Raw genomic sequence first — 24,891 nt, forward strand, 5'->3', positions numbered from 1 at the left:
TCTCTCTACGCCAACAAGTATGCACCCCTCTGCATAATATGCAGAGGGGTGTCTCAGTATGCGAGTCGCGACTCAGCGGCCGCGCATCGCCCGCCGATTCGGGCGGACCTTCGTCGGATCGACGCCCTTGGGGATCGGCGGCTGCGAGGACTGGAGGGCGGCGAGTCGCGCGGAAACGGCCGGGACCTCCTCCTTCGTCAGGACCTTCTTGAGGGAGCGGAGTCGCCCCTGGAGCTTCGCGAGCTCGATCTGCCCCTCGCCGTGACCGACCTGGAGGACGTGGACGGGGACGTTCTTCGCGACGCGATTCACCTTCTTGCGCTCGGACGCCAGGAGCGGCTGGATGCGGCTCGAGGGGCCCTCTGAGATGAGGACGACGCCCGGGCGCCCGATGACGCGCCAGACGACGTCCTGCTCACGGGTGACGGTGAGCGGCTGCTCGGGGATGATCCAGCCGGACTTGATCTGCGAGAGCACCGCGTACACGGAGCCGACCGTGCCGTCGATCTGCGCGTACATCGCGCGACGGACGAGCAGTGAGAGGACGGCCATCGCGACCGTCGCGCCCATGACGATGCCGAGGATCGACCAGACGATCCAGTTCCCCTTCGTCACCGCGGCGATGACGAGGGCGAGGCAGAGTACGAGGATCCAGGCTCCCGCGAGGAGCCAGCCGATCCGCGGGTAGGTCCGCTGCGTGATGCGGTAGGCGTCCGCGAGGTTGTGGTACCAGCGGCGCTTCTTCGGGGCGTTGTTCTCACTCATAGCGGATCGATCCTACCTGTCGCGGGCGCGGTTCGGCCCGCGCCGTCATGGGGCGTCCACAAGGATACGCGGAGTCTTGAGGTCGCCGGGAATCGACACGATACTGCCCGTATGGAGATCCATGGATACGAACTGGGACGGATCGTCGCGATGACCTCGGGCGGACCGCTGTGGTCGACCGTCGGTCCGGACGGCGAGGAGGCCCTCCTCTCGCTCCACTCGTCCGACGAGGGCGAGGCGCTCGAAGACCGGTGGAGGGCGTGGGCGGGCGTCTCCCATCCGGGGATCGCCCGACTCCTCGACGTCGTCCGCCACGAGGACGGGCGCTGGGCGCTCGTCCAGGAGCGCGTCTCCGGGCGTCCCCTCGACCTGCTCCTCGGCTCGCCCGCGCTTCGGCCGCGCGCCGTGCGCGAGCGGATCCTCGCCGACGTGTCCGACGCGGTCCTCGCCCTCCATCGCGCGGGCCTCGTCCACACCGACGTCGCCCCGGCGAACATCCTCGTCGACGAGGACGGGCGCGCGGTCCTCATCGACCTCGTGCGGCCCGTGGGACCCGGCGAGGGCACCGAGGGGTGGTCGCTCTCCGAGGCGAAGGATGAGACCTCCGACTGGGAGGCGCTCGCGCGCCTCGCAGAGGCACTGGGCCTTGAAGGGGCGTGCGGGATGAGCCCGGTCGAGATCAGCCCTGAAGTCGACCGCGGTACGGAGTCCGGCTCCGCCCGGTCCGATGAGACGCCCGGCGCGGACCTGCGGCGCGCGGCCGCGCGGGCCGAGACGTTGCGAGTTCCCCGCAAGCGGACGCCCCGCGGCGGCCTCGTCGCCGCGGCTTGCGCCCTCGTCCTTCTCGCGGCCGGAGCCGGAGTCGCGCTTCGGGGCGTCGGCGCGGCGCCCGCGCGGGCGGAGGTCGCGGCCCCCGGAGCGACGTGTCCGAGCGCGAAGGAGGCGGCCGAGGGGCTGCGGGACCTCCTCGCCGCCCGTGATGCCGCGATCGCGTCCCGCGATGCGCGCGCACTCGAGGGAAGAGTCGGCGGAGCGCTCGGGGAGCAGGACCGCGCGAGGATCGCCGCGCTCGTCGAGGCGGGACAGAGCGTCGCCGGACTCGCGACGAGCGCCGAGGTCCTCGGGGAGCCGTCCTGCACGGGGGAGATCGTCGGGGTGAGGGCGCGGCTCGTCCAGTCGGCGGCGTCGATCTGCGCGGCGGGTTCGTGCCGCGAGCTGCCCGCGCCCTCTCCCGTCGCGCTCGAGCTCACCTTCCCCCTCGGGCGGTGGATCGCCCTCGAGGCGCGCGCGATCGACGGGTGAGCGCCGATTCCAGGGGCGGGAGGAGAATCGCGCGCGGGAAACGGCCGGGGGCCGCGCCAAGCGGCGCGGCCCCCGGGTCGTCGAGCGATTCGCTTCAGAGCGCGAGATCGGCGGCGAAGTCGCCCTCCTCGAGGCGCTTCTTCACGTCCATGAGGTAGCGGGACGCGTCGGCGCCGTCGACGAGACGGTGATCGTAGGAGATCGAGAGGTAGACCATCGAGCGGATGGCGATCGCCTCGGAGCCGTCGGCGCCCTTGACGACCATCGGGCGCTTGACGATCGTGCCGACGCCCATGATGCCGGTCTCCGGCATGTTGAGGACCGGGGTATCGAAGAGCGCGCCGCCCGAACCGGTGTTCGTGATCGTGAAGGTCGAGCCGGAGAGCTCCTCGGGGGCGACCTTCGCGTCGCGGGTGCGGGCCGCGAGGTCGTTGATCGAGGCGGCGAGGCCCGGGATGTCCTTCTCGCCCGCGTTCTTGATGACCGGGACGAGGAGGCCGCGCGGCGTGTCGACCGCGATGCCGATGTGCTCGTGATCGAAGTAGGTGACCTGCTTGTCGTCGATCGTCGCGTTGAGCTTCGGGTGGTACTGGAGGGCCTCGGTGGCCGCCTTGACGAAGAACGGGAGGAAGGTGAGCTTCGTGCCGTGCTTCGCGAGGAAGGCGTCCTTCGAGCGGGCGCGCAGGGCCGCGACCTTCGTGACATCGACCTCGACGACCGTCGTCAGCTGGGCGGCGGTCTGGAGCGACTCGACCATGCGGCGGGCGATCGTCTGGCGCAGGCGCGTCATCTTCTCGGTCGTGCCGCGCAGCGGAGACGGCTCGCGGGTCTCGGCGGCCTTCGGCGCCGCGGCCGCGGGAGCGGCGGGGGTCTCGGGGGCCTGGGCGGCGGCGAGCGCCTTGGCGGCCTCCTCGACGTCCTCGCGGCGGATGCGGCCACCGACGCCGGTGCCGGTGATCGACGCGAGATCGACGCCGGCCTCACGGGCGAGCTTGCGGACGATCGGCGTGACGTAGCCGGTGGCGGCGACGGCGCTCGGCGCGGGGGCGACCGGAGCGGCGGTCGACGGGGCGACCGGAGCGGCGGGTGCCGCAGGAGTCGCAGGAGCCGCAGGAGCCGCGGGGGCGGCCGGAGCAGCCGGGGCCGGGGCTTCAGCGGCGGCGGGGGCCGGCGCGGCCGAGGGGGCCGAGTCGGAGATGATCGCGACGACGGTGCCGACCTCGACGGTGGCGTCCTCCTCGACGAGGATCTGGGCGAGATAGCCCGCGACGGGGGCCGGGACCTCGGAGTCGACCTTGTCGGTCGAGACCTCGAGGAGCGGCTCGTCGGCCTCGACGGTGTCGCCGACGGACTTCAGCCACGTCGTGACGGTGCCCTCGGTGACGGACTCGCCGAGCGCGGGCATGAGGACCTCGGTGCCGGACCGGGGGCGGCCTCCGGGGCCGGGGCCTCGGCCCCGGGCGCCGGAGCAGCGGGAGCCTCTGCGGCGGCCGGGGCCGCCGCAGCCTCGGAGGCCTCGCCGATGAGGGCGATCTGGGTGCCGACCTCGACGGTCTCGTCCTCGGGGACGAGGATCTCGAGGAGGACGCCGGCGACGGGGGAGGGGACCTCGGAGTCGACCTTGTCGGTTGAGACCTCGACGATCGGCTCATCGGCGGCGACGGTGTCGCCGACGGCCTTCAGCCAGGTGGTGACGGTTCCCTCGGTCACCGATTCGCCCAGGGCGGGCATGGTCACAGCGGTTGCCATGGTGTTCTTCTCCTTGGAGGTTCGGAAGTCTTCTCGATCAGTTGTGGGCGTGGAGGGGCTTACCGGCGAGGGCCATCGCGGCCTCGCCGATCGACTCGTTCTGGCTCGGGTGCGCGTGGATGAGAGCGGCGACGTCGGAGGGGTAGGCCTCCCAGTTCACCATGAGCTCGCCCTCGCCGATCTGCTCGCCGATGCGGGCGCCGATGCCGTGGAAGCCGACGATCGGGCCGTTCTCGACGCTCACGAGCTTGATGAAGCCCTGCGTGCCGAGGATGTTCGACTTGCCGTTGCCCGCGAGGTTGTACTCGACGGTGCGGACCGCGTCGCCGTACTTCTCGCGCGCCTTCTTCTCCGTAAGGCCGACCGACGCGATCTCCGGATCGCAGAAGGTGACGCGCGGGATGCCGGACTCGTCGATGACGGCCGGGTTGAGGCCCGCGATCTCCTCGGCGACGAAGATGCCCTGGAGGAAGCCGCGGTGCGCGAGCTGAAGACCGGGGACGATGTCGCCGACGGCGTGGATGTTGCCGACGCCGGTATGAAGGCGCTCGTCGGTGAGGACGAAGCCGCGATCCATGCGGATGCCGGCCTCCTCGTACCCGAGTCCCTGGGTGACCGGTCCGCGGCCGACGGCGACGAGGAGGACGTCGGCGTCGAAGGTCTTGCCGGTCTCGGTCGACACGTGCACCCCGCCCTCGTCCTGCGTCGCGCCGGAGAAACGGGTGTTCGTGTGGAAGGCGATGCCGCGCTTGCGGTAGGCGCGCTCGAGCTGCTTGGAGACGGACTCGTCCTCGTTGTTCGCGAGGTGCGGGAGAGCCTCGATGATCGTCACTTCGGCGCCGAAGGACTTCCACACGGACGCGAACTCGAGGCCGATGACGCCGCCGCCGAGGATGACGGCCGAGCGCGGCACCCAGTCCATCTGGAGGGCCTGATCGGAAGTGATGACGCGGCCGCCGATCTCGAGCCCGGGGATCGAGCGGGAGTAGGAGCCGGTGGCGAGGACGATGTGGCGGCCGGTGAGAACGCGCCCGTTCACCTCGACGGAGTCGGCGGAGGCGAGGCGGCCCCATCCCTGAATGACCTCGACGTTGCGCGAGGAGAGGAGTCCCTGGAGGCCCTTGTAGAGCTTCGTGATGACGGAGTCGCGGTAGGTCGCGACCTTCGCCATGTCGATGCCCTGGAAGGACGAGAGAACGCCGAAGTTCTCCGACTCGCGGACCGCGTCGGCGGTCTCGGCGGCGTGGAGGTAGGCCTTCGTCGGGATGCACCCGCGGTGGAGGCACGTTCCGCCGACCTTATCCCCATCGATGAGGGCGACCTTCATGCCCAGTTGAGATGCCCGCAGCGCGGTGGCGTAACCGCCGGAACCCGCTCCCAGAACAACGACGTCGTATGCTGGCTCGCTCACGTATCCACTCCTTGTGAAGCTCTTGTGCGATCGGTCCTCGTGAGTCCGATTAGGCCTATTGTCCCACTCGCGTCCCCCGGTGTCGTCGCGGCGGACGAGGTCGTCGGGTGCAACGGCCCACATCGCCCGCCCCGCGCATCATCGCGCGATCGGACCGCGAATGCGCGGCGATCGGGCACTAGGATCGCCGTCATGACCGAAGTCCCCGCCGACGCGCAGCCCGAGCCCCTCGACCCGATGGGGGAGCCGAGCGGCGTCGTCGACGATCGACCGCCCGCCCTCGGCCTCGGGCGGATCGTCATGGCGCTCTTCTGGGCGCTCGGCGCGTGGACGACCGTCCAGGCGGTCATCGACCTCTTCGGCCACCGCGACGGGCCATGGGGCCCGGAGATCGTCGCGCTCCTCGCCGGCCTCGTCTACCTCCTCGCCGCCGCCGGACTCACGCACAACGGCAGGCGCATGCGGATGATCGGGTGGGCGTCCATCGGAACGAGCATTGGCGCGCCCCTCGTCCTCTGGCTCGCGGGCTTCGGACTGCCCGAGCTCTCGGCGGCCCGTTCGGCGTGGACCGGACTCGGAGTCGACTTCTACTATCTTCCGCTCGTCGTCTCGCTCATCGGCGCGGTGTGGATGTGGATGTCGAATCCTCGCCGCATCGTCGAGCTCGCCGAGCAGGTCGAGCGCCCCTCGCACCGCCGCTGAGGGCGCGCCCGGGTCGGGAGGGCGTCTCAGACGCCCTCTGGGAATCCGAGCTGGCGCCAGGCCTCGTAGAGGGCGATCGACGCCGAGTTCGCGAGATTGAGGGAGCGGACCCCCTCGCGCATGTGGATGCGGACGCGCGATTCGACGCGCGGGTGGCGCATCGCCTCCTCCGGAAGACCGACCGACTCGCGGCCGAAGAGGAGCCCGTCGCCGTCGGCGTAGGCGACGTCGGTGTACATCGTCGTCGTGTGGCCGGTGAAGGCCCAGATTCGCCCGGGCACGGCCGCGAGCGCTGAGTCGAGGTCGGGGTGGACCTCGACGTGGGCGAGGTCGTGGTAGTCGAGCCCCGCCCGGCGCAGCTTGGCGTCGTCCATGTCGAAGCCGAGCGGCTCGACGAGGTGGAGCATCGATCCCGTGCAGGCCGAGAGGCGGATGGCCGCCCCCGAGTTCCCGGGGATCTCCGGTTCGAGGAAGATCACGTGGAGCATGGGCCCCATCCTGCACCCCGGTCGCGCGCCGGGTCGAACCGGCCTCAGTCGAAGGGCGAGGGCGCGGCGGGGATCTCGTGGGTGACGGTGAGCCGCGCGCGGGCGATCGTGTGGCCGAGCATGCGGAACGCGCACTGCGCGGGCGTCGCCTCGTCGTCGAGCCCGAGCGTGTCGAGGTCGAGGGCGTGGACGGCGAAGATGTAGCGATGGGGGCGATCGCCCCTGGGCGGGGCCGCCCCGAAGTAATCGGGGTCGCCGTGGTCGACGCGGATGTGGAAGGCGGCGCCGTCGAGTTCGAGGTCGGAGCGACCCGCCCCGCGCGGCAGGGTCGTCTGGTGGGGCGCGAGGTCGACGACCATCCAGTGCCACCAGCCCGAGGGGATCGGCGCGTCGGGGTCGAAGCAGGTGACGACGAAGGAGCGCGTCTCGGGCGGGAAGCCCTCCCAGTGGAGCTGGGGCGAGGTCGAACCGCCGGCCTCGGTCGCCGAGGCCGGCATCGGGGCTCCGTCGACGAGGTCGGCGGAGGAGAGGGTGAAGGAGGGGACGGGCGGGAGGGAGCCGTAGGGGTCGGGTGCGGTCGGGCGGTCGCGCAGGTCCATGGCGTCTCCTTCGTCGAGTCTCCTCCCAGTGTCCTCCTTCTCCCGCGCCTTTTCGCCGGTTCCGGTCCGGGGCGGGCGGGGGAGTCGTGGAGGGGACGCAGATGCCGCGGGGGAGTCCTACACTATCGAACATCTGTTCGATGGGAGGTGGGGGGATGGCGCTGAGCGCCCAGGAGCGACTGCTCCGCGCCCGGGAGGTCCTGCGCGCGGCGGAGCTCGGCTCGGGCCTCGTCCACGGCGCGACCGAGGGGATCGAGTCGCGCGAGGGAGCCTCCGGCGTCCTCCACGTCGACGGCGGGCGCGCCGAGCTCGTCGCCGCCCTGCGCTCCCTCCTCCCCGAGGGGGGATGGGCGGGCGTCGTCGGCGTCCCCGACCTCGGGTGGGAGGCGGTCGCCCGCGCGGGCGTCGACCTCTCCCGCGTCCTCGCCGTCCCCGACCCGGGCGCCGATCCGGCGCGCGTCTGCGGGCTCCTCCTCGAGGCGGTCGACGTCGTCTGCGTCGGGGGCGGGCTCGTGCCCGCGCGCTCGCGGCGCCGCCTCGCCGCGCTCGCGAGAACCCATCGGCGCGTCCTCGTCGCGACCGAGCCATGGCCGGGGGTCTCGCGCCCCTGGCGGGCGCTCCGACTCGCGGAGGCGGCCTCATGAGGCGCCTCGCCCTCTGGGTCCCCGACTGGCCCGTCGCGTCCCTCGTCGTCGACCTTCCGCCCGGAGCGGCCGGCGCCGTCGTCGAGCGCGAGAGGATCGTCTGCGCGTCGATGCGCGCCCGGTCGGCGGGGGTGCGCGCCGGGATGCGCCTCGCGACGGCGCAGTACCTCTGCCCCGAGCTCATCCTCCTTCCGCGCGACGAGGATCGGGAGGGCTGCGCCTTCGAGGCGGTCCTCGACGCCTTCGACCGCGTCGCCGCCGGGGTCGTTTGCGCGCGCCCCGGCGCGGCGTGGGCGCCGGCCCTGTCCGCCGCCCGCTGGCACGGGGGAGAGGAGGAGGCGGCGCGCGCCCTCGTCGAGGAGGTCAGCGACGCGACGGGGGTCGAGTGCTTCGTCGGGATCGCCGAGGGGCCGGTCGCCGCGGCCGCCGCCGCCCGCGCCTCGCGGATCGTCCCGCCCGAGGGGACGGGCGAGTTCCTCGGAGCCCTGCCGCTCGCCGTGTGCATCCCCCACCTTCCGGCCCGTCTGAGGGACGAGGGCGCGCGGGGCGTCGATCTTCTGCGCACGCTCGGGGTCGCGACCTGCGCGGATCTCCTCGCCCTCGGACGCGGCGCTCTCCTCGCCCGGTTCGGCGCGATCGCCGAGCCCCTCCACGCCCTCGCCGAGGGGCGCGAGCTCGCGCTGCCCGCTCGGGCGCGCGTCGTCGGGGATCGCAGCGCCGAGGTCGAGATCGACGAGTCGGCGACATCGATCGACCTCATCCTCCTCCCGGTTCGGAAGGCGGCGGTCGCCCTCGCCGAGGAGCTCGCGCACGCGGGACTGTCCTCCGACGTCCTCGAGGCCTCGATCGAGGCGGGCGGCGGGAGGGCCCGGACGCGCACGTGGTCGGGGGTCGACGCGGGGGATCCGGACGCGGTCGTCGAACGGGTTCGCTGGCAACTCAAGGGGTGGGCGGACCTCCTCGGGACGGAAGAGGGGCCCGCGGGCGGTGCGCGCGCCGTCATCCTCGTCGCGAAGAGCCCCTTCGCGGGCGGGTCCTCCGCGCCCCTGTGGGGGCCGGACTCGGCGCGCGCCGGCGTCGAACGGGCGGCCGAGCGCCTCCAGTCCCTCCTCGGCGACGAGGGGCTGCGCGTCCCGCGCCTCCAGGGCGGATGGGATCCGAGGACGCGGGTGCGCCTCCTCCCGTGGGCGGACGCGGGCGCCCGGCTCGTCCCCCTCGAGGGGGAGTGGGAGGGCGGGGTCGATTCCGCGCCCGCGACCCTCCTCGACCATCCGCTCGGCGTCGACCTCCTCGGCGGGCCGATGGGGCTCGAACCGGTCGCGGCGACCGCGCGCGGGCTCCTCACCGCGCGGCCGACCCGGATCCGCCGGCGGGGGGAGGGGGCCGACCCCTACGGCGTCTTCTCCGCCTCTGCCGTGCTCGCGGTCGAGCTCGTCGGCGGCCCGTGGGCGATCCGGGGGCGCTGGTGGGAGGACGACGCCCTCCAGGGGGCGCGCGTCTACGCGCGGGCGCGTCGTGCCGAGGGTGGGGACCTCCTCCTCGTCGAGAGGCTCGGGGAGTGGTCGATCGACGGGATCTACGCGTGAAGGGCCCGCCGGGGGAGGAGCGAGCGACGGGACTGTCGGCGAGAACCGAGGAAAGGCAGCGGAGTCGCGGGAACGGAGCGACGAGCGCGCGGCGGCAATCGATCGGCGGGGACCGCGCGGGGGCGCGGGCGGGCGCGCGGGCATAGAGTGAGGGGATGCGCATCCCGGAGGAGTCCGCCCTCGTCCTCGTCGAATCCGACGACGACGCGCTCATGGCGCGCGTGGGGCCCGCGGCCTGGGCGCAGGGCATCGCGGCCTACAGGTCGGGGCGCGTCGTCTCCCTCGAGAACGACGTCGAGCCGGGCGCCTTCACCGGGAGGGTGCGCGATCGGGGGCTCTCCTACAAGACCTGGGTCTCGACCGCGGGCGGCGGACTCTCCCTCACCTGCGCGTGCCCCGAGGGTACCGACTGCTTCCACTCCGTCGCCCTCCTCCTCGCCCTGCGCGAGGAGGTCGCGTCGGCGCGGCCCCCCGCCTCCCCCTGGCGCGCGCGCCTCGTCTCGCTCGTCGGGGAGCGGGCGACCGGCGGCGAGCCGCTCGGACTCCTCGTCGACGCGCACGACCCGCGCGCCCCGATCCTCCTCGAGCCGCTGCGCCGCGGGCACTCCGTCCCGTGGACCCGCAAGAGGGCGGGATGGCCCGACCTCGTATCGACCCAGTGGGCGTCGGTGACCGACGGGCTCGACCCCGTCCACCTCGCGCTCCTGCGCGAGGGCTACCGCCTCGCTCACGACGACTCGTCCTGGCACTCCCGGCACGAGGTTCCGCTCTCCTCCCTCGGGGAGGACGCACTCGCCTGGCTGCGCCGCCTCGAGCGCGACGGCGTCGCCCTCTTCGCCTCCCTCGATCCGCTCACGCCACTCGTCCTCGACACGGCGACCTGGGACCTCGGCATCGACGTGCGGGGCGCCGACGACGGACTCGTCCTCTCCCTCCTCGCCCGCAACGGCGAGGAGACGAAGCGCGAACCGCGGATCGACGCGGGCACCGGGCTCCTCGTCCTCGACGGCGGCACCCGCCTCGCGCGCCTGTCGGGCTCAGAGCTCGCGGCCGCCCTACCCGAACGGTCGCTCGCGATCCCGGCCTCGGACCTCGCCGAATTCACGACGTCCTTCCTCCCGCGCCTCAAGCGCCAGTACGCCCTCACCTCGACCGACGAGTCCGTCGACCTCGACGCGCCGCCGTCGGCGGCCCTCGTCGCGACGGCCCGCATCGAGGCGAACTCGACGCTCGTCGTCCGCTGGTGGGCCGAGTTCGACTACGCGGGCTCCCCCTCGCGCGTCCCGCTCGCCCGCGCCCTCGACGCGCCCGGCGTCGCCGACCTCGCCCGGAGGATCGACGCGCTCGGAGCCGCGCGCGCGCCCGCCGAGCTCTGGCGCCCGGGCCCGGCGACGATCCGTCTGCCCGCCTGGCGGACCCCGGAGTTCCGCGAGCGCGTCGTCGCCGCGGTCGCCGACCCCGCGCTCCACTGGGATCTGTCCGACGAGGCCGCGGCCCTCGGGCTCGACGAGGTCCCCCTGCGCGTGCGCGCCGGGCTCGAGCCCGCCGACGGCGACTCCGACTGGTTCGACCTCGCGATCTCCCTCGACGTCGACGGCGTCCCCGTCCGACTCGCCGACGTCCTCGAGGCCCTCGCCGCGGGCGAGCGCCACCTCCTCGTCGACGGGCACTGGGTGAGCCTCGACGCCGATCGCTTCGCCCGCCTCGCCGTCCTCCTCGAGGAGGCCCGCCTTCTCGCCGACTCCGAGGAGCCGCGCCTCGCCGCCCTCCACCGGGGGCTGTGGGAGGAGATCGAGGAGACCGCCGACGAGGTCCGCGCGGCCGCGGCCTGGCGCGAGCGCGCCCGCTCCCTCGACGAGGTCCCCGAGATTCCGCTCGTCGACCCCGAGGGCGCGCAGCTGCGCCCCTACCAGCGCGAGGGCGCGGCCTGGCTCGTCGCCCGGGCGGCGCTCGGACTCGGCGGGATCCTCGCCGACGACATGGGGCTCGGCAAGACGCTCCAGATCCTCGCCGCCCTCGCCGCCTTGAGGGCGGCGGGCAGGACCGACGGCCCCGTCCTCGTCGTCGCCCCCACCTCCGTCCTGTCGATCTGGAAGCGGGAGGCCGCACACTTCTACCCCGACCTGGCCGTCGAGGTCGTCTCCGAGACCGCGCGGCGCCGCGAGCGCGGACTCGACGAGGTCCTCGCGGGCGCCGACCTCGTCGTCACCTCCTACACGATCCTGCGGCTCGAGGCCGAGGAGTGGGCGGCCGCGGAGTTCTCCGGCCTCGTCGTCGACGAGGCGCAGGCGGCGAAGAACCCGCGCACCGCGATCCACAAGGCGCTGCGGGCCCTGCGCGCCCCCTGGGCGTTCGCAGTCACCGGCACTCCCGTCGAGAACTCCCTGTCGGACCTGTGGGCGGTCCTCGCGCTCACGACGCCGGGGCTCCTCCCGAAGTGGAGCGTCTTCGCCGAACGGATACGCCGTCCGATCGAGAACGACGGCGACGAGGCGGCGCTCGACCGCCTCCACCGGCTCATCGGCCCGTTCATGCTCCGCCGGACGAAGGAGGACGTCGCCGCGGACCTCCCCGACAAGGTGGAGACCGTCGTCGCCGTCGACCTCGGGGCCGAGCACCGGAGGATCTACGACGAGCGCCTCATGCGCGAGCGCGCCCGCGTCCTCTCCCTCGTCGACGACGCGAAGCGGAGGATCGACGTCCTCGCGTCGATCACGCGGCTGCGACAGCTCGCCCTCGATCCGGCGCTCGTCGAGCCCGACTACGCGCAGATCGGGTCGGCGAAGGTCGAGTACCTCGCCGACCGCCTCGACGAGATCGTCCCGCGCGGCCACCGCGCCCTCGTCTTCAGCCAGTTCACGTCGTTCCTCGCCCGTATCCGGGAGGTCCTCGAGCGCCGCGGCATCGCGGTCGTCCAGCTCGACGGGTCGACGACCCGCCGCGACGAGGTCGTCGAGCGGTTCCGCGTCGGCAAGGCTCCCGTCTTCCTCATCTCCCTCAAGGCCGGCGGCACCGGCCTCACGCTCACCGAGGCCGACTACGTCTACGTCATGGACCCGTGGTGGAACCCCGCCGCCGAGGCGCAAGCGGTCGACCGGGCCCACCGGATCGGGCAGACGAAGAAGGTCAACGTCTACCGGCTCGTCGCCGCGGGCACGATCGAGGAGAAGGTCGTCGCCCTCCAGGAGCGCAAGCGGCGCCTCGTCACCTCCGTCGTCGAGGGCGCGGGGGCCGGTGCCGGCCTCGACCTCGCCGACCTCGCCGAGCTCCTCGACTGAGCTGCGCGCGGCGTCGCCCCCGAATGGCGGGAGCGCGTCCGTCCTCCGTCCGGCGAACGCGCGGCCCCGCCCTCGTAGGAATCGACGAGGACGGGGCCGGGCGCGGACGACGGAGGGGGAATCGACGTATGAAAATAGAACACCTGTTCGATAGACTGCTCCGGTGAGCGCCCCGGACGTCGACCGTTCCCGCCGCCTCCTCGAGGGGGCCGCGGAGAGGATCGCGCGCACTCCGTACGCCGAGCTCCACGCCCATTCGGCCTTCACGCTCCTCGACGGGGCCGACCTCCCCGGCGCCCTCGTCGCCGCAGCCTCGGACCTCGGACTCGAGGCGCTCGCGGTCCTCGACGTCGACGGCATGCACTCGGCCGTCCAGACGACCTCGGCCGCGCGCGAGGCCGGGCTCCCCATCGTCCACGGCGCCGAACTCACCCTCGATCCGGCGGGCCTCCTCGGCGCCGACCCCGACGCCCTCGCGCCCGGATGGGGGCTCGCGACGGGCGCCGAGGAGCCCGGCGTCCGCCTCCCGGTCCTCGTCTCCTCGCCGCGCGGCTACACCGCCCTCTGCTCGGCGATGAGCGCCCACGCCCTCGCCCGACCCGGAGTCCGGACCGCCGCCCACGTCCTCGACGAGCTCGCGGAGGCGGGCGAGGACTGGCTGATCCTCACCGGCTCGCGCCGCGGCCCGCTGAGGCGCGCCCTGAGGAACAGCGGGCTCGGGGCCGCCCGGCGCGTGCGTGACCTCCTCCTCGACCGATTCGGCGCCGGCTCCGTCCTCGTCGAATCGGCCCTGTCGCCGACCGACCCCGAGGACCTCGCCGACGCCCTCGCCCTCCTCGCCGACGAGCGCTCCCTCCCCCTCGTCGCGACCGGCGCCGTCCGCTGCGCGACCCCCGCCTCCCAGGCGCTCGGCGACGTCCTCGCCGCGACCCGCCTCGGCGAGCCCCTCGCGGCCGCCGAATCCCACCTGCCCGCCCTCCGCGCCTTCCTGCGGACCGGGGAGGAGATGGCCGCCCTCCACTCCCGGCGCCCCGACGCGGTCGTGCACACCGTCGACATCGCCGCGCGCGCGGCCTTCGACCTGCGCCTGCTCGCTCCGCGCCTCCCGCGCACCGCCGTCCCCGCCGACCACGACGACGCCTCCTGGCTGCGCGAGCTCACGCGCCGCGGCGCCCTCGAGCGCTACGGGACCCGCGCGGAGCACCCGCGCGCCTGGGAGACGATCGACCATGAGCTCGAGGTCATCGAGGCGCTCGACTTCCCCGGCTACTTCCTCATCGTCAAGGAGATCGTCGACTTCTGCGCCGAGGCCGGGATCCTCTGCCAGGGGAGGGGCTCGGCCGCGAACTCCGCGGTCTGCTACGCGCTCGGCATCACCGCCGTCGACGCCGTCCGCCACCGCCTCCTCTTCGAGCGCTTCCTCTCGACCGGCCGCTCCGGGCCGCCCGACATCGACGTCGACATCGAAGCCGGGCGCCGCGAGGAGGTCATCCAGCACGTCTACTCCCTCTACGGCCGCGAGCGCGCCGCGCAGGTCGCGAACGTCATCACCTATCGCCCCCGCTCCGCCATCCGCGACGCCGCCCGCGCCCTCGGCTACCCCGTCGGGCTCGCGACCGCCTGGGCGAAGGGGACCGGCCGCCGCTTCGAGGCGGACGAGGCCGAGGTCGCGCGCCGGAAGGGGGAGGCGACTCCGAGCGGCGGCGCCGCTTCGCCGGGCTCCTCGGTCGTCGGCGAGATGCCGCCCCTCGTCCGCTCGGTCGCCGTCGCCCTCCAGAAGCTGCCGCGCCACATGGGCATCCACTCGGGCGGCATGGTCCTCACCGACCAGCCGGTCGCGGGGATCTGCCCGGTCGTGTGGTCGGCGAAGGAGGGGCGCACCGTCCTCCAATGGGACAAGGAGGACTGCGCGGACGCCGGCCTCGTGAAGTTCGACCTCCTCGGCCTCGGGATGCTCACCGCACTGCGGACCGCCTTCGACGCCCTCGCCGCGCGCGGGGTCCTCGGGCGCAACGGACGCCCGCTCGGGCTCCACAACCTCCCGGAGGAGGACCCGCGCGTCTACGACCTCCTCTGCGCCGCCGACACGGTCGGCGTCTTCCAGGTCGAGTCGCGCGCGCAGATGAACACGCTCCCGCGGCTCGCGCCTCGCTGCTTCTACGACATCGTCGTCGAGGTCGCCCTCATCCGGCCCGGCCCCATCCAGGGTCGGGCGGTCAACCCCTACCTGCGGAGGCGGCGGGGCCGCGAGGAGGTCTCCTACCTCCACCCGCTCATGCGCCCGGCCCTCGAGAAGACGCTCGGCGTGCCGCTCTTCCAGGAGCAGCTCATGCAGATCGCCATCGACGTCGCCGGGTTCTCGCCCTCGCAGGCCGACCGGCTCCGCCGGGCGATGGGGGCGAAGCGCTCGCCGGAGCGGATGGAGGAGCTGCGCCCCGCCCTCATGGAAGGGATGGCGGCGCGCGGCGTCGGCGTCGAGGCGCGCGAGAGGATCTTCGAGCAGCTCAAGGGCTTCGCCGACTTCGGCTTCCCCGAGTCGCACGCCTTCTCCTTCGCGCACATCGTCTACGCCTCTGCCTGGCTGAAGATCCACCACCCGGAGGACTTCTACGCGGGACTCCTCGCCGCCCAGCCGATGGGCTTCTACTCGCCCGCCTCGCTCGTCCACGACGCGCGCAGGCACGGCCTCCGCGTTCTCGGACCCGACGTCTCCCACTCGGGGGTCTCCGCCTCGGTCGAGTTCCCCTCCGCGAAGCATCTTGGGCCCGCCCCGCTCGCCTCCGCGCCCGTCCCGCTCGACGTCGATCCCAGTGCCGCCCTGCGACTCGGGCTCGACGAGGTCCGCGGCCTGTCGGAGGCGGCCGAGCGGATCGTCGAGGCGCGCATCGACGGGCCCTTCGACTCTCTCGCCTCGCTCGCCGCGCGGGCCGAGCTCTCCGAATCGGAGATCGTCCGCCTCGCGAAGGCCGACGCCCTCGCCTCCCTCGGCGTCTCGCGGCGCGAGGGCGTGTGGGCGGCGGGCGCGGTCGGGCGCGCTTCCTGGGGCCAGCCCTACCTCCCGGGCACCGAGGTCGGGGCGCGGGCGCCCGCCCTCCCGGAGATGACCGAGGTCGAGGCCCTTCAATCGGACTACGAGGCGACGGGGCTGTCGACGAGCCGCCACCCCTTCGACCTCCTGCGCCCCGAACTCGCGGGCCGCGGGGTCCTCTCGGCCTCCGAGGTGGGCGAGGGGCTCGACGGCGAGCTCGTCACCGTCGCCGGGATCGTCACCCACCGCCAGCGCCCGCACACGGCGAAGGGGATCACCTTCCTCACCCTCGAGGACGAGACGGGGCTCCTCAACGTCTCGTGCCAGAAGGGGATGTGGGAGGTGCACCGGCTCGTCGCCCTCTCCTCGCGCGCGCTCGAGATCCGCGGCCGCGTCGAGTACGGGGACGGCGCGGTGAACATCGAGGCGTACCGGATGCGCCCGGTCGCCCTGCCCGTGGGCGTGCGTTCGCGCGACTTCCGGTGACGGCCGGCGTCAGAGGCCGAGGAGCGCTCCGAGCTCCTCGACGGTTCCCGCGCGGGCGGCGCAGGCGTCGAGGTCGCCGTCCTTCGCGTAGCCCCAGCCGACGCCGATGACGTCGACGCCGGCCTCCGTTCCGCCCTCGACGTCCCAGATCGAGTCGCCGACGAGTACCGGGCGCGAGACGTCGTGCCCGAGCGCGGAGAGGCGCTCGAGAGCGTCCGCGATGACGAGCGCCTTCGAGGACGGGCCCGCCGGGGCTCCCGCGACGACGTCGAAGGCGTCGATGAGGCCGAGGTGGGCGAGCTGGGCCTCCGCCATGTACTGCTGCTTCGAGGTCGCCGTCGCGACCGGCGTGCCGGAGGCGCGCACCGCCCGGACGAGGTCGCCGACGCCGGGGAAGGGGAGCGGCTCGAGGAAGATCTCGTGGTAGACCTCGCGGTACCCCTCGACGAGGTCGGGGAGCTCGTCGCCCGAGTAGCCGAGGTCGGAGAAGGACCACCACAGCGGCGGGCCGACGTACTTGCGCAGGGACGCGCGCTCGGGGACGGGGAGGCCGCGCTTCGCGAGGGCCACTTCGAAGGAGTGGGTCACCTGAGGGGCGGAGTCGACGAGCGTCCCGTCAACGTCGAAGAGCACGCAGGTCCACTGGGAACGGCCGGTCATGGGATTCCTTCTCCTCGCTTCGGTTCGCCCCATCGTCGCACGAGCGCCCGTCCTCGCGCTCCTCCCGCACCTTTTCAGCGCCCTCGCGCCGCTCGGCGCGTCGACCGCCGCCGGTCGGATCGACGAGGTCGGGGCGGCGCGCCGGTTCCGGCGGGGGAGACGGGCACCCGACCGATATGATTCACATCATGAAGGAACTCGAGGAGGCGCGCCGGGCGGCCGCCAAGCGCGCGCACGAGTCGGCCGAGGCGCGCAGGCGCGCGTGGCGGATCTTCTTCGAGGCCTCCGGGCGGCTCCAGGGGGTCCTCGAGACTCGCCTCAAGCGGATGTTCGGCCTCACTCTTCCCGACTACAACATCCTCCTCGCCCTCTGGGAGGCGCCGGGGCGGTGCCTGCGGATGGGGGAGCTCGCGGAGCGGGTCGTCTACTCGCCCTCGCGCCTCACGTACCTCGTCGCCCATCTCGAGCGCGACGGGTGGGTTCGCAGGGTCGCCTCGACGCGGGATCGTCGCAGCTCGGACGCGTGTCTCACCTCACAGGGGGTCGAGACTGTCGAGGCGGCGACCGCCGCGCACGAGGAGACGGTCCGCGAGTACCTCCTCGACGGCATGACGGACGAGGAGATCGGCCAGATCGTGCGGATCTTCTCCGCCGTCGGCGATCGTCTCCGCCACGAGGGCGCCTGAGACCCGTAATCTGGGGACGAGGGCGGATTTTCCGCGCGGTCGCGCCGAAAACCGGGGGTGCGATCCGCCCGAGGCGGGGCCGATTTGGCGAGCACCTGCGATATCGGTTAGAGTCTTCCTCGTTCGCAGCGAGGGAAACCGAGCCGGGAATGAAAGAGTCACCTGCGCGGGTGGCGGAATAGGCAGACGCGCTAGCTTGAGGTGCTAGTCCCCGTTTTAGGGGGTGGGGGTTCAAGTCCCCCTCCGCGCACAAGGGGAGAGCCCGGGGCCGCAAGGCTCCGGGCTCTCGTCGTATTCGCCGTGACACGGCGGCTCGAGAGGAGGGCCGATTCCATGCTCCACATCGACCTGTGGTCCGACGTCGCCTGCCCGTGGTGCTACCTCGGGATCCGGCACCTGCGCGAGGCGCTCGCCGACTTCCCCCACGCCGACGAGGTCGAGGTCGCCCTCCACGCCTACCTCCTCGACCCCGAACTCGATTCTCCGCTCGAGAAGCCCCGCCGCGCCTACCTCATCGAGGAGGTCGGCATGGACGTCGCCGAGGCGGTCGCCGCCGACGAGCGCCTCGTGAAGCTCGGCGCCGCCGAGGGCGTGGCCTTCGACTTCGAGAACGCGATCGTCGCGCCGACCTCGAACGCCCATCGAGCGATCGGCGCCGCCGCGGACTTCGACGTCGAGAACGACACGACGGCGGGGCCGGACACGACCGCCCTCAAGCTCGCCGAGGCCCTCGGCAGGGCCCAGTTCGAGATGGCGCTCGACGTCTCCGACCCGGACGTCCTCGTCGGATGCGCCCAGGACATCGGCCTGCCGGCCGAGCGCGTCGTCGAGGCGCTCGCCTCCGAGGAGTACGCGTCGCGCGTCTTCTCCGACTTCCAGATCGGCGTCCAGGTGGGGATCGACCTCGTGCCCACGTACCTCTTCGACCGGCGCTTCGTCGTCCAGGACCACCAGACCGTCACCGCCCTCGGGAACATCCTCGCGACCGCGTGGGAGAACTCCGGAAAGGACCGCGCATGAACGCCCTCGAACCCCGCGAACTCACCGGCTCGCGGGTCGTCCTCGACCCCATCGGACCTGCCGACGCCCCCGCGCTCGCGCAGATCGTCGCCGATGAGCGGATCAGTGCGACGACGACCGTCCCGCACCCGTACACGCTCGCGATGGCGGAGGAGAACCTCGCCGGCTCGGCCGCGAAGTGGGAGGCCGGCTCCGCCGACTTCGCGATCCGGGCTCTGGACGACGGGCGCCTCCTCGGGCGCCTCGAGCTCATCCACGGCGGCCGGGACGGAAAGAGCGCCGAACTCGCTTACCTCATGCGCGTCGACGAATGGGGGAGGGGCTACATGACCGAGGCCGTCGGCCTCGCCGTCGACTTCGCCTTCGACGTCATGGGCGTCGACCGCGTCGACTGGTACGCCCACCTCGGTAATTGGGGCTCGTGGAAGCCCGTGTGGCGCAACGGGTTCGCCCGCGAGGGCGTCCGGCGGCGCGCCGGCGCCCCGGACCTGTGGAGCGCGGGGCTGCTGAAGACCGATTCGCGCGAACCGAAGACCCCCTGGGACGGGCCGGGACGCGGCGCGGGCACCGGCCCCGCCCTCGACCCCGCGCGCCCGCAGGCGCTCGTCGAGCAGTTCCACCGGACGTACTCGATGCCCGTGCGCCTCGGCACCGGCGAGGCCGCCACCATCGACTACGAGAGGCTCAACATGCGGATGAGCCTCATCCGCGAGGAGTTCGCCGAGCTCATGGGCGCCGTCTACGGGCCGAAGGCGCGCGCCCTCGTCGAGGAGGCGACCGCCGCGGCCGTCGCCGCCGACGAGGACGAGCGCGACCTCGTCGAGACCGCCGACGCGCTCGCCGACCTCGTCTACGTCATCTACGGGATGGCGATCGAATCGGGCATCGACCTCGACGCCGTCCTCGCGGAAGTTCAGGCGTCGAACCTCTCCAAGCTCATGCCCGACGGCACCGTCAAACTCCGCGAGGACGGGAAGGTCCTCAAGGGCCCCGACTTCTTCCCGCCGAACGTCGCGCGGGCGCTGGGGATCGACGCCCGGGAGTGATGATGGTCCCGAGCGCGATGCCCGCTCGGATGACACAATACGAACAGCTCGCGTAACGAAGGAGAAGACCAGTGGCACGTGTTGTCGTGATCGGCGGAGGATACGGCGGCGTCACCGTCGCCAAGGGGCTCGATCCCATCGCGGACGTCGTCCTCGTCGAGCAGAAGGACCAGTTCGTCCACCACGCCGCGGCCCTGCGCGCCGCCGTCGACGAGGTGTGGGAGCAGGCGATCTTCATGCCCTACGCGAATCTCCTCTCGCGCGGCGAGTTCGTCCACGGCACCGTCGCCCAGGTCCAGGGCACGACCGTCCACGTCTTCGGGCGCGAGCCGATCGAGGCCGACTACGTCGTCCTCGCGACCGGCGCGACCTATCCCTTCCCCGCGAAGTACTCCTCCTCGAAGTCCGTCGTCGCGAAGGCACGCCTCGGCCAGCTCCACAAGGACCTCAAGGGCGCCCGCTCGGCGATGCTCGTCGGCGGCGGCACCGTCGGCATCGAATTCGCCGGCGAGCTCGCGAACGCCTACCCCGACCTCGCGATCACGATCGTCGAGAAGGGCGATTCGATCCTCGCGACCCCCGGCTACTCCGACGAGCTGCGCGCGGAGATCGCGTCGCAGCTCGACGAGCTCGGCATCCGCGTCATCACCGGCTCGGAGCTCGCGTTCCTCCCGCCGCACAACGTCGGCGAGCTCGGCCACTTCCAGGTGAAGACGGTCGCGGGCGACGAGGTCGAGGGCGACATCTGGTTCCAGTGCTACGGATCGCACGCCAACTCCGGATATCTCGCCGGCACCGACTACGAGTCCGCGCTCCACCCGAACGGGACCCTCGCGGTCGCCCCGACCCTCCAGGTCGCGGGCCACGAAACGACCTATGCGGTCGGCGACCTCACGGACGTCCGCGAGTCGAAGCGCGCCGACGCCGCCCGCCAGCAGGCCCGCGTCGTCATCGCGAACATCTCCTCTCAGATCGCCGGTGAGGCCCCCGAGGCCGTCTACGAGCCGACGAAGGAGTGGGTGATCCTCCCGCTCGGCCCGAACATGGGCGCCTCGCAGCTCGTCGACGCCGAGGGCGTGTCCCGGATCGTCGGCGCCGACCAGACGAAGGAGATCAAGGGCGCCGACCTCATGGTCTCCGTTATCCGGTCGCAACTCAATCTGCCCTGATCCGATGGGCCGGACCGCGTAGGATTCAAGCATGAGTGAAGAACCGGGCGCCGCCCTCGAAGCCCTCATTGTCGCCTTCCGCGAGCACTACGTGATCGCCCGTGCGGGCGAGGGAGCGGATGTCGAGTCCTTGGAGTTCGCGGAGGACAAGCTCCGCGACGCCTTCTTCACCTACGACGACGAGCTCTTCACGACCTACGGCGTCGAGCTCCCCTTCGATCTCCTCGACGACGACTACGAGGAGGGCGACGAGGACGACGACGAGTTCGTCGACGTTGACGACTGAACCCCGCCCCTGCCGAGCCCATGCCCTTTCTCCGGCGCGGAAGTGTTGACATTCGTCGACTATCGCCTCGCTTCTGTGGGCACTAGCCTTGTTTCCAGGAGGCCGAGCAAAGGTGCCGGCCCCTGGATGGAGGTGGAAATTTTCGTTTTTCATGGGTGAGCGCTTTCTGCGCTTCGCTGCTCATCTTCTTCGGCTCTGCGGGGCTCGTCCTGCTTCTCGTCGTCCAGGTCCTCTTGCGTGTGCTCTCGGCTGACACCGGGGCGAACATCGGCCTCGGAATCCTCGGCATCGCCTCCTACGTCGTGATCCCCCTCGGCGTCATGGTATTCATCGCCGGGCGTCTCATGCAGTCAAAGCGGAAAGAATGAGGGTCCCGACACGACGGAACAGGTGGCCGCCCGCGAACCCCTGGCGGGCGGCCACCTGGGCGCGTCACCGATCTCATTCGACGTTGAGTGTGCTTCTCAGCCGCGCCCAGCTGAGTAGCGTGAGCAGGACCGAAATCCGCTTTCTCACAAGCCCGCGATCTCGTCGAGCACCGAGCGGATCGGGGCGGGCAGCGGCGCGCCCCCGTCGAGGATCTGATCGAGCTGACGCGCCGTCCTCGGCCCCGTGAGCGCCGAGGACACGCCGACGGCATCGCGCGCCCACGCGAGCGCGACGTCGAGCGTCGTGCGCTCGAGGCCCTCGGCCGCGCGTGCGACGCCCTCGACGAGGGCGCGCGACGGGGCGTCGAGGTGGCGGTCGACGCTCGAGCGCAGGTGCGGGGACGCCGCCCGCGAATCCGGGGGAGTCGAGTGCCGGTACTTGCCCGTGAGGACGCCGCCCGCGAGCGGCGAGGCCGCGATCACCCCGATCCCCAAGCCGCTCGCCCGCTCGACGAACTCGCGCCCCTCGGAGGCGGTGAGCAGCGAGTAGGGGAGCTGGAGGACCGCCGGCATCAGACCGTCGGAGCGCAGCATCGCGAGGGCGGTCGCCGCGTCCCACAGGGGGAATCCGGCGAGCCCGATGTAGTGGGCGCGGCCCGACCGATGGGCGGCTTCGAGGGCGCCGAGCGTCTCCTCGAGGGGGACCGAGGGATCGAACTGCGCGATCCACAGGTCGACGTCATCGACGTCGAGACGAGCCAGGGAGTCGTCGAGCGAGCGGAGCATATCGCCTCGCGCGCCCGACCCCGTCCATCGGCCGTCCGGCAGTGGGCGGGCGGCTCCGCGCCAGGCGAGGACGACCCGGTGACGGCCGATCGCCCGCAGTCCCTGCGCGAGGACATCGGTCGCCCGGCCGTCTCCGTCGAGCGGCGACCCCTCGACGAGGGTGCCCCCGGCGTCGACGAAGCGGGCGAGCATCTCGGCGGCCTCCGGGGCGTCGGTGTCGCGGCCCCAGAGCAGGGCGCCGAGGCCGAGGGAGGAGACCCTGAGGCCCGAGGCCCCGCACTGGCGAATGTCCATACGGCCACACTAGCCGTGTCCGGTTCCACACCGCGATCGGGGCGGCGGACCCGAGGTGCGAGGGGAGCGACCTCGTAGAGTGCCGGTATGACGTGGTTCGACGCGATACTCCTCGGTCTCATTCAGGGCCTCACGGAATTCCTCCCCATCTCCTCCTCGGCGCACCTGCGGATCTTCGGCGAGCTCTTCGGCGACGCCGACCCGGGCGCGGCCTTCACCGCGATCACGCAGATCGGCACGGAGACGGCCGTCCTCATCGTGTTCTGGAAGGACATCGTGCGGATCCTTTCGCGCTGGTGGCGCTCCCTCCCGTTCATCCCGGCCGCGACGCGCCTGCCGAACTCGGACCCGGACGCCCGCATGGGCTGGATGATCATCGTCGGCTCGCTCCCGATCGGGATCCTCGGGCTCCTCCTCCAGGACTGGATCGACACGACCTTCCGCAACCTCTGGATCACCGTGACGATGCTCGCGCTCTTCGGCGTCCTCCTCGGTCTCGCCGACCGCTTCTCCCCGCAGGTCCGCACTCTCGAGAAGATGAGCTGGCGCGACGCGATCCTCTACGGCCTCGCCCAGGCCCTCGCCCTCATCCCCGGCGTCTCTCGCTCCGGCGGCACGATCACGATGGGGCGCGCGCTCGGCTACACGCGCGAGGCCGCGGCCCGCTACTCGTTCCTCCTCGCGATGCCCGCGGTCTTCGCGTCCGGCCTCTACAAGGTCTACAAGGTGTTCTCCGGCGGCGACCACGTCGACGTCGGCCCGACGATCCTCGCGACCGTCATCGCCTTCGCCGTCGCCTGGGCCGTCATCCTCTGGTTCCTCAAGCTCGTCTCGACGAAGTCGTACATGCCCTTCGTCTGGTACCGGATCGGCCTCGCGATCGTCGTCGCGATCCTCCTTCTCGCCGGCGCCCTCACGGCCGTGTCGACGGCGGTGGTGTGATGCTGCCCGCCGCGATCCTCGTCGACCAGGACGGGACGATGATCGACTCCGAGCCGATCTGGGAGCGCGCCGAGCGCGCGATGACCGAGAGCCTCGGCGGCGTCCTCACCCCCGAGGCGCGCGAGAAGATGATCGGCGGCCCGCTGCGCGACACCGCCCTCCTCATGCTCGAGCTCTCCGGCGCCGACGTCGATCCGGCCGACATCGAGAACCGGCTCGTCGCCGAGGTCGCGCGCCTCGTCGGCGAGGACGTCCCGTGGATGGAGGCCGCCCCCGGGTTCCTCGCCCGCGCGGGGGAAATGGGCGTGCCCGTCGGGCTCGTCACCTCGTCGTGGCGGAGGATCACCGAGGTCGTGGCGGCCGCCGCCCCGGCCCCCGGCTTCGCCGCGGTCGTCGCCGGTGACGACGTCGCGCGGCCGAAGCCCGCGCCCGACGCCTACCTCGAGGGCGCCCGCCGTTTCGGCGCCCCGATCGAGCGCTGCCTCATCGTCGAGGACTCTCCGACGGGGATCCGCGCCGCAGTCGCGTCGGGCGCGGTCGTCGCAGTGGTCCCCGGCGTCGTCGAGGTCCCGGCGTCCGAGGAGTACTCGCGCTTCGCGAACCTCGATGAACTGACCACCGAGGTTCTCGAGCGTCTCATGACCGGCGAGCGCTTCGACCTCGTCTAGTCCCTTGTTGTCGCCGGGCCCCTCGTCTTCGTGCGGCCCGCTCGCCCGAAGCGGATCAGGCGGAGACGCGGGTCGCGAGGAGACGGGCGAGACCGTCCTCCGGCATGTCGGGGAGCGTCCCCTCGAAGAGCGGACACATCGCCCGTACCCCGCACCAGTCGCAGAGGGGATTGCGGCGCGGGGCGAACTCGCCGCGCATCGCGTCGGCCTCGATCCGGCCCCACAGCATCGAGATCTCGTCGGCGAAGCGGTCGATGTCCGCGGGCGTCGGGTCGAAGGTGAGGACCCGACCTGCCTTGAGGTAGAGGAGCTGCGTGCGCGCGGGCATTCTGTCCGTGAGGCGCAGGAGGAGGGCGTAGAAGCGCATCTGGAAGAGCGCCTCGTCCTGGAAGCGCGGCGAGGGGGCACGCCCCGTCTTGTAGTCGACGACGCGGAGCTCGCCGCTCGGCGAGGCGTCGATCCGATCGATGAATCCGCGCAGACGGATCCCGTCGGGCGTCACCGCGTCGACGAGCCGCTCGCGCGCCGCCGGCGCGAGCCACTGCGGATCCTCGATCGCGAAGTAGGCGGAGACGACGTCGCGCGCCGAGGCGAGCCACGCGCCCTCCTCCGACGCGTCCTCGAAGAGGTCGAGCACCTCCGGAGACTTCTCCCGCGTCGCGCGCCAGTCGGCCTCGAGGAGATCGAGCGCCGCCTCGGCGGTCCGCTCGCGGTGCGGGAGGTCGAAGAGGTGCTCGAGTACCGAATGGACGAGGGTCCCGAGCGCCGTCGCCCGCGTCGGCGGCTCCTGGATGCGATCGACGACGTGGAGTCGGTACTGCAGCGGGCAGCGCTCGTACTCCTTCGCGCGGGAGGCGGACAGGGCGGGGCCGGAAAGACCCGCGGTGCGCGAGCGGGCGGGGGCGGTGGGCGTCATGCGTCCACGCTA

The 24,891-nt window shown here is 72.5% G+C and carries 21 protein-coding genes, 1 tRNA gene and 1 pseudogene; 15 read left to right on the plus strand and 8 right to left on the minus strand.

What is annotated here, in order from left to right; genetic code table 11:
* Nucleotides 1-72: 72 nt before the first annotated feature.
* Nucleotides 73-765, minus strand: a complete 693-nt coding sequence (locus DY157_RS03520) for a DUF4191 domain-containing protein (RefSeq protein WP_115727245.1) — start codon at nt 763-765, stop codon at nt 73-75.
* A gap of 111 nt (nt 766-876) precedes the next feature.
* Between DY157_RS03520 and DY157_RS03525 the strand changes: the two genes are divergently transcribed.
* The gene (locus DY157_RS03525; RefSeq protein WP_115727246.1) at nt 877-2,067 is read left to right on the plus strand and encodes a protein kinase domain-containing protein; all 1,191 of its coding nucleotides are present in this window, start codon (nt 877-879) and stop codon (nt 2,065-2,067) included.
* Nucleotides 2,068-2,161: 94 nt separating this feature from the next.
* Here DY157_RS03525 and sucB read toward each other — a convergent pair.
* Nucleotides 2,162-3,816 (minus strand): annotated as a pseudogene (gene sucB / locus DY157_RS03530) (2-oxoglutarate dehydrogenase, E2 component, dihydrolipoamide succinyltransferase).
* 37 nt (nt 3,817-3,853) lie between these two features.
* Nucleotides 3,854-5,227, minus strand: a complete 1,374-nt coding sequence (lpdA, locus tag DY157_RS03535) for a dihydrolipoyl dehydrogenase (RefSeq protein ID WP_115727247.1) — start codon at nt 5,225-5,227, stop codon at nt 3,854-3,856.
* Nucleotides 5,228-5,464: 237 nt separating this feature from the next.
* Between lpdA and DY157_RS03540 the strand changes: the two genes are divergently transcribed.
* Entirely contained in the window at nt 5,465-5,929 is a 465-nt protein-coding gene (locus DY157_RS03540) for a hypothetical protein (RefSeq protein ID WP_115727915.1), read from the plus strand.
* A 26-nt stretch (nt 5,930-5,955) separates the two neighbouring features.
* On the opposite strand, the gene DY157_RS03545 is transcribed toward DY157_RS03540, so the two are convergent.
* Nucleotides 5,956-6,417 (minus strand): tRNA (cytidine(34)-2'-O)-methyltransferase, encoded by a 462-nt coding sequence (locus tag DY157_RS03545; RefSeq protein WP_115727248.1) that lies wholly within the window; start codon nt 6,415-6,417, stop codon nt 5,956-5,958.
* Nucleotides 6,418-6,461: 44 nt separating this feature from the next.
* A complete protein-coding gene (locus DY157_RS03550; RefSeq protein ID WP_115727249.1) occupies nt 6,462-7,016 on the minus strand; it encodes a YbhB/YbcL family Raf kinase inhibitor-like protein in 555 nt (184 codons plus the stop codon).
* A gap of 155 nt (nt 7,017-7,171) precedes the next feature.
* Here DY157_RS03550 and DY157_RS11325 point away from each other — a divergent pair, with 155 nt between their 5' ends.
* The 4 genes from DY157_RS11325 (at nt 7,172) to DY157_RS03565 (ending at nt 16,038) form a co-directional block, all read left to right on the plus strand.
* Complete coding sequence (locus tag DY157_RS11325; protein WP_160159437.1) at nt 7,172-7,660, plus strand: hypothetical protein; 489 nt, start codon at nt 7,172-7,174, stop codon at nt 7,658-7,660.
* Entirely contained in the window at nt 7,657-9,246 is a 1,590-nt protein-coding gene (locus DY157_RS03555) for a Y-family DNA polymerase (protein ID WP_160159438.1), read from the plus strand. Before DY157_RS11325 ends, DY157_RS03555 begins: the two co-directional genes overlap by 4 nt.
* Nucleotides 9,247-9,401: 155 nt before the next feature.
* A complete protein-coding gene (locus tag DY157_RS03560; RefSeq protein ID WP_115727251.1) occupies nt 9,402-12,524 on the plus strand; it encodes a DEAD/DEAH box helicase in 3,123 nt (1,040 codons plus the stop codon).
* Nucleotides 12,525-12,744: 220 nt separating this feature from the next.
* Nucleotides 12,745-16,038, plus strand: coding sequence for an error-prone DNA polymerase (locus DY157_RS03565; protein ID WP_115727916.1), 3,294 nt, complete (start codon nt 12,745-12,747; stop codon nt 16,036-16,038).
* Nucleotides 16,039-16,047: 9 nt separating this feature from the next.
* Here DY157_RS03565 and DY157_RS03570 read toward each other — a convergent pair whose 3' ends face one another.
* Nucleotides 16,048-16,698: an HAD family hydrolase gene (locus DY157_RS03570; RefSeq protein ID WP_115727252.1), complete on the minus strand. Its 651-nt coding sequence runs from the start codon at nt 16,696-16,698 to the stop codon at nt 16,048-16,050.
* A gap of 188 nt (nt 16,699-16,886) precedes the next feature.
* Here DY157_RS03570 and DY157_RS03575 point away from each other — a divergent pair, with 188 nt between their 5' ends.
* The 7 genes from DY157_RS03575 to DY157_RS03605 all read left to right on the plus strand — a co-directional run bounded on the left by DY157_RS03575 (nt 16,887) and on the right by DY157_RS03605 (nt 21,273).
* The gene (locus tag DY157_RS03575) at nt 16,887-17,384 is read left to right on the plus strand and encodes a MarR family winged helix-turn-helix transcriptional regulator (protein WP_174232126.1); all 498 of its coding nucleotides are present in this window, start codon (nt 16,887-16,889) and stop codon (nt 17,382-17,384) included.
* A gap of 164 nt (nt 17,385-17,548) precedes the next feature.
* A tRNA-Leu gene (locus DY157_RS03580) sits at nt 17,549-17,634 on the plus strand.
* Nucleotides 17,635-17,717: 83 nt separating this feature from the next.
* Nucleotides 17,718-18,404, plus strand: coding sequence for a DsbA family oxidoreductase (locus DY157_RS03585; protein ID WP_115727254.1), 687 nt, complete (start codon nt 17,718-17,720; stop codon nt 18,402-18,404).
* Entirely contained in the window at nt 18,401-19,450 is a 1,050-nt protein-coding gene (locus DY157_RS03590; RefSeq protein ID WP_115727255.1) for a GNAT family N-acetyltransferase, read from the plus strand. The genes DY157_RS03585 and DY157_RS03590 overlap by 4 nt, the downstream gene beginning before the upstream one ends.
* A 71-nt stretch (nt 19,451-19,521) precedes the next feature.
* Nucleotides 19,522-20,619, plus strand: coding sequence for an FAD-dependent oxidoreductase (locus DY157_RS03595; RefSeq protein WP_115727256.1), 1,098 nt, complete (start codon nt 19,522-19,524; stop codon nt 20,617-20,619).
* Nucleotides 20,620-20,650: 31 nt separating this feature from the next.
* Complete coding sequence (locus tag DY157_RS03600; protein WP_115727257.1) at nt 20,651-20,905, plus strand: DNA primase; 255 nt, start codon at nt 20,651-20,653, stop codon at nt 20,903-20,905.
* Between the two features lie 155 nt (nt 20,906-21,060).
* Nucleotides 21,061-21,273: a hypothetical protein gene (locus DY157_RS03605; RefSeq protein WP_115727258.1), complete on the plus strand. Its 213-nt coding sequence runs from the start codon at nt 21,061-21,063 to the stop codon at nt 21,271-21,273.
* Between the two features lie 144 nt (nt 21,274-21,417).
* Here the strand turns inward: DY157_RS03605 and DY157_RS03610 are convergent, their stop codons facing one another.
* The gene (locus tag DY157_RS03610; RefSeq protein WP_115727259.1) at nt 21,418-22,353 is read right to left on the minus strand and encodes an aldo/keto reductase; all 936 of its coding nucleotides are present in this window, start codon (nt 22,351-22,353) and stop codon (nt 21,418-21,420) included.
* Nucleotides 22,354-22,440: 87 nt separating this feature from the next.
* Between DY157_RS03610 and DY157_RS03615 the strand changes: the two genes are divergently transcribed.
* Both DY157_RS03615 and DY157_RS03620 read left to right on the plus strand, forming a co-directional pair.
* Nucleotides 22,441-23,295, plus strand: a complete 855-nt coding sequence (locus tag DY157_RS03615) for an undecaprenyl-diphosphate phosphatase (protein ID WP_115727260.1) — start codon at nt 22,441-22,443, stop codon at nt 23,293-23,295.
* Nucleotides 23,295-23,963 carry an HAD family hydrolase gene (locus tag DY157_RS03620; protein WP_115727261.1) on the plus strand — a complete coding sequence of 223 codons (669 nt, stop codon included), beginning with the start codon at nt 23,295-23,297 and terminating at the stop codon, nt 23,961-23,963. Before DY157_RS03615 ends, DY157_RS03620 begins: the two co-directional genes overlap by 1 nt.
* A 55-nt stretch (nt 23,964-24,018) precedes the next feature.
* On the opposite strand, the gene DY157_RS03625 is transcribed toward DY157_RS03620, so the two are convergent.
* On the minus strand, nt 24,019-24,879 hold the full coding sequence (locus tag DY157_RS03625) for a RecB family exonuclease (RefSeq protein ID WP_115727262.1): 861 nt from the start codon (nt 24,877-24,879) through the stop codon (nt 24,019-24,021).
* Nucleotides 24,880-24,891 lie beyond the last annotated feature (12 nt).

The organism is Actinomyces culturomici (assembly GCF_900499005.1).
Taxonomy (GTDB): domain Bacteria; phylum Actinomycetota; class Actinomycetes; order Actinomycetales; family Actinomycetaceae; genus Pauljensenia; species Pauljensenia culturomici.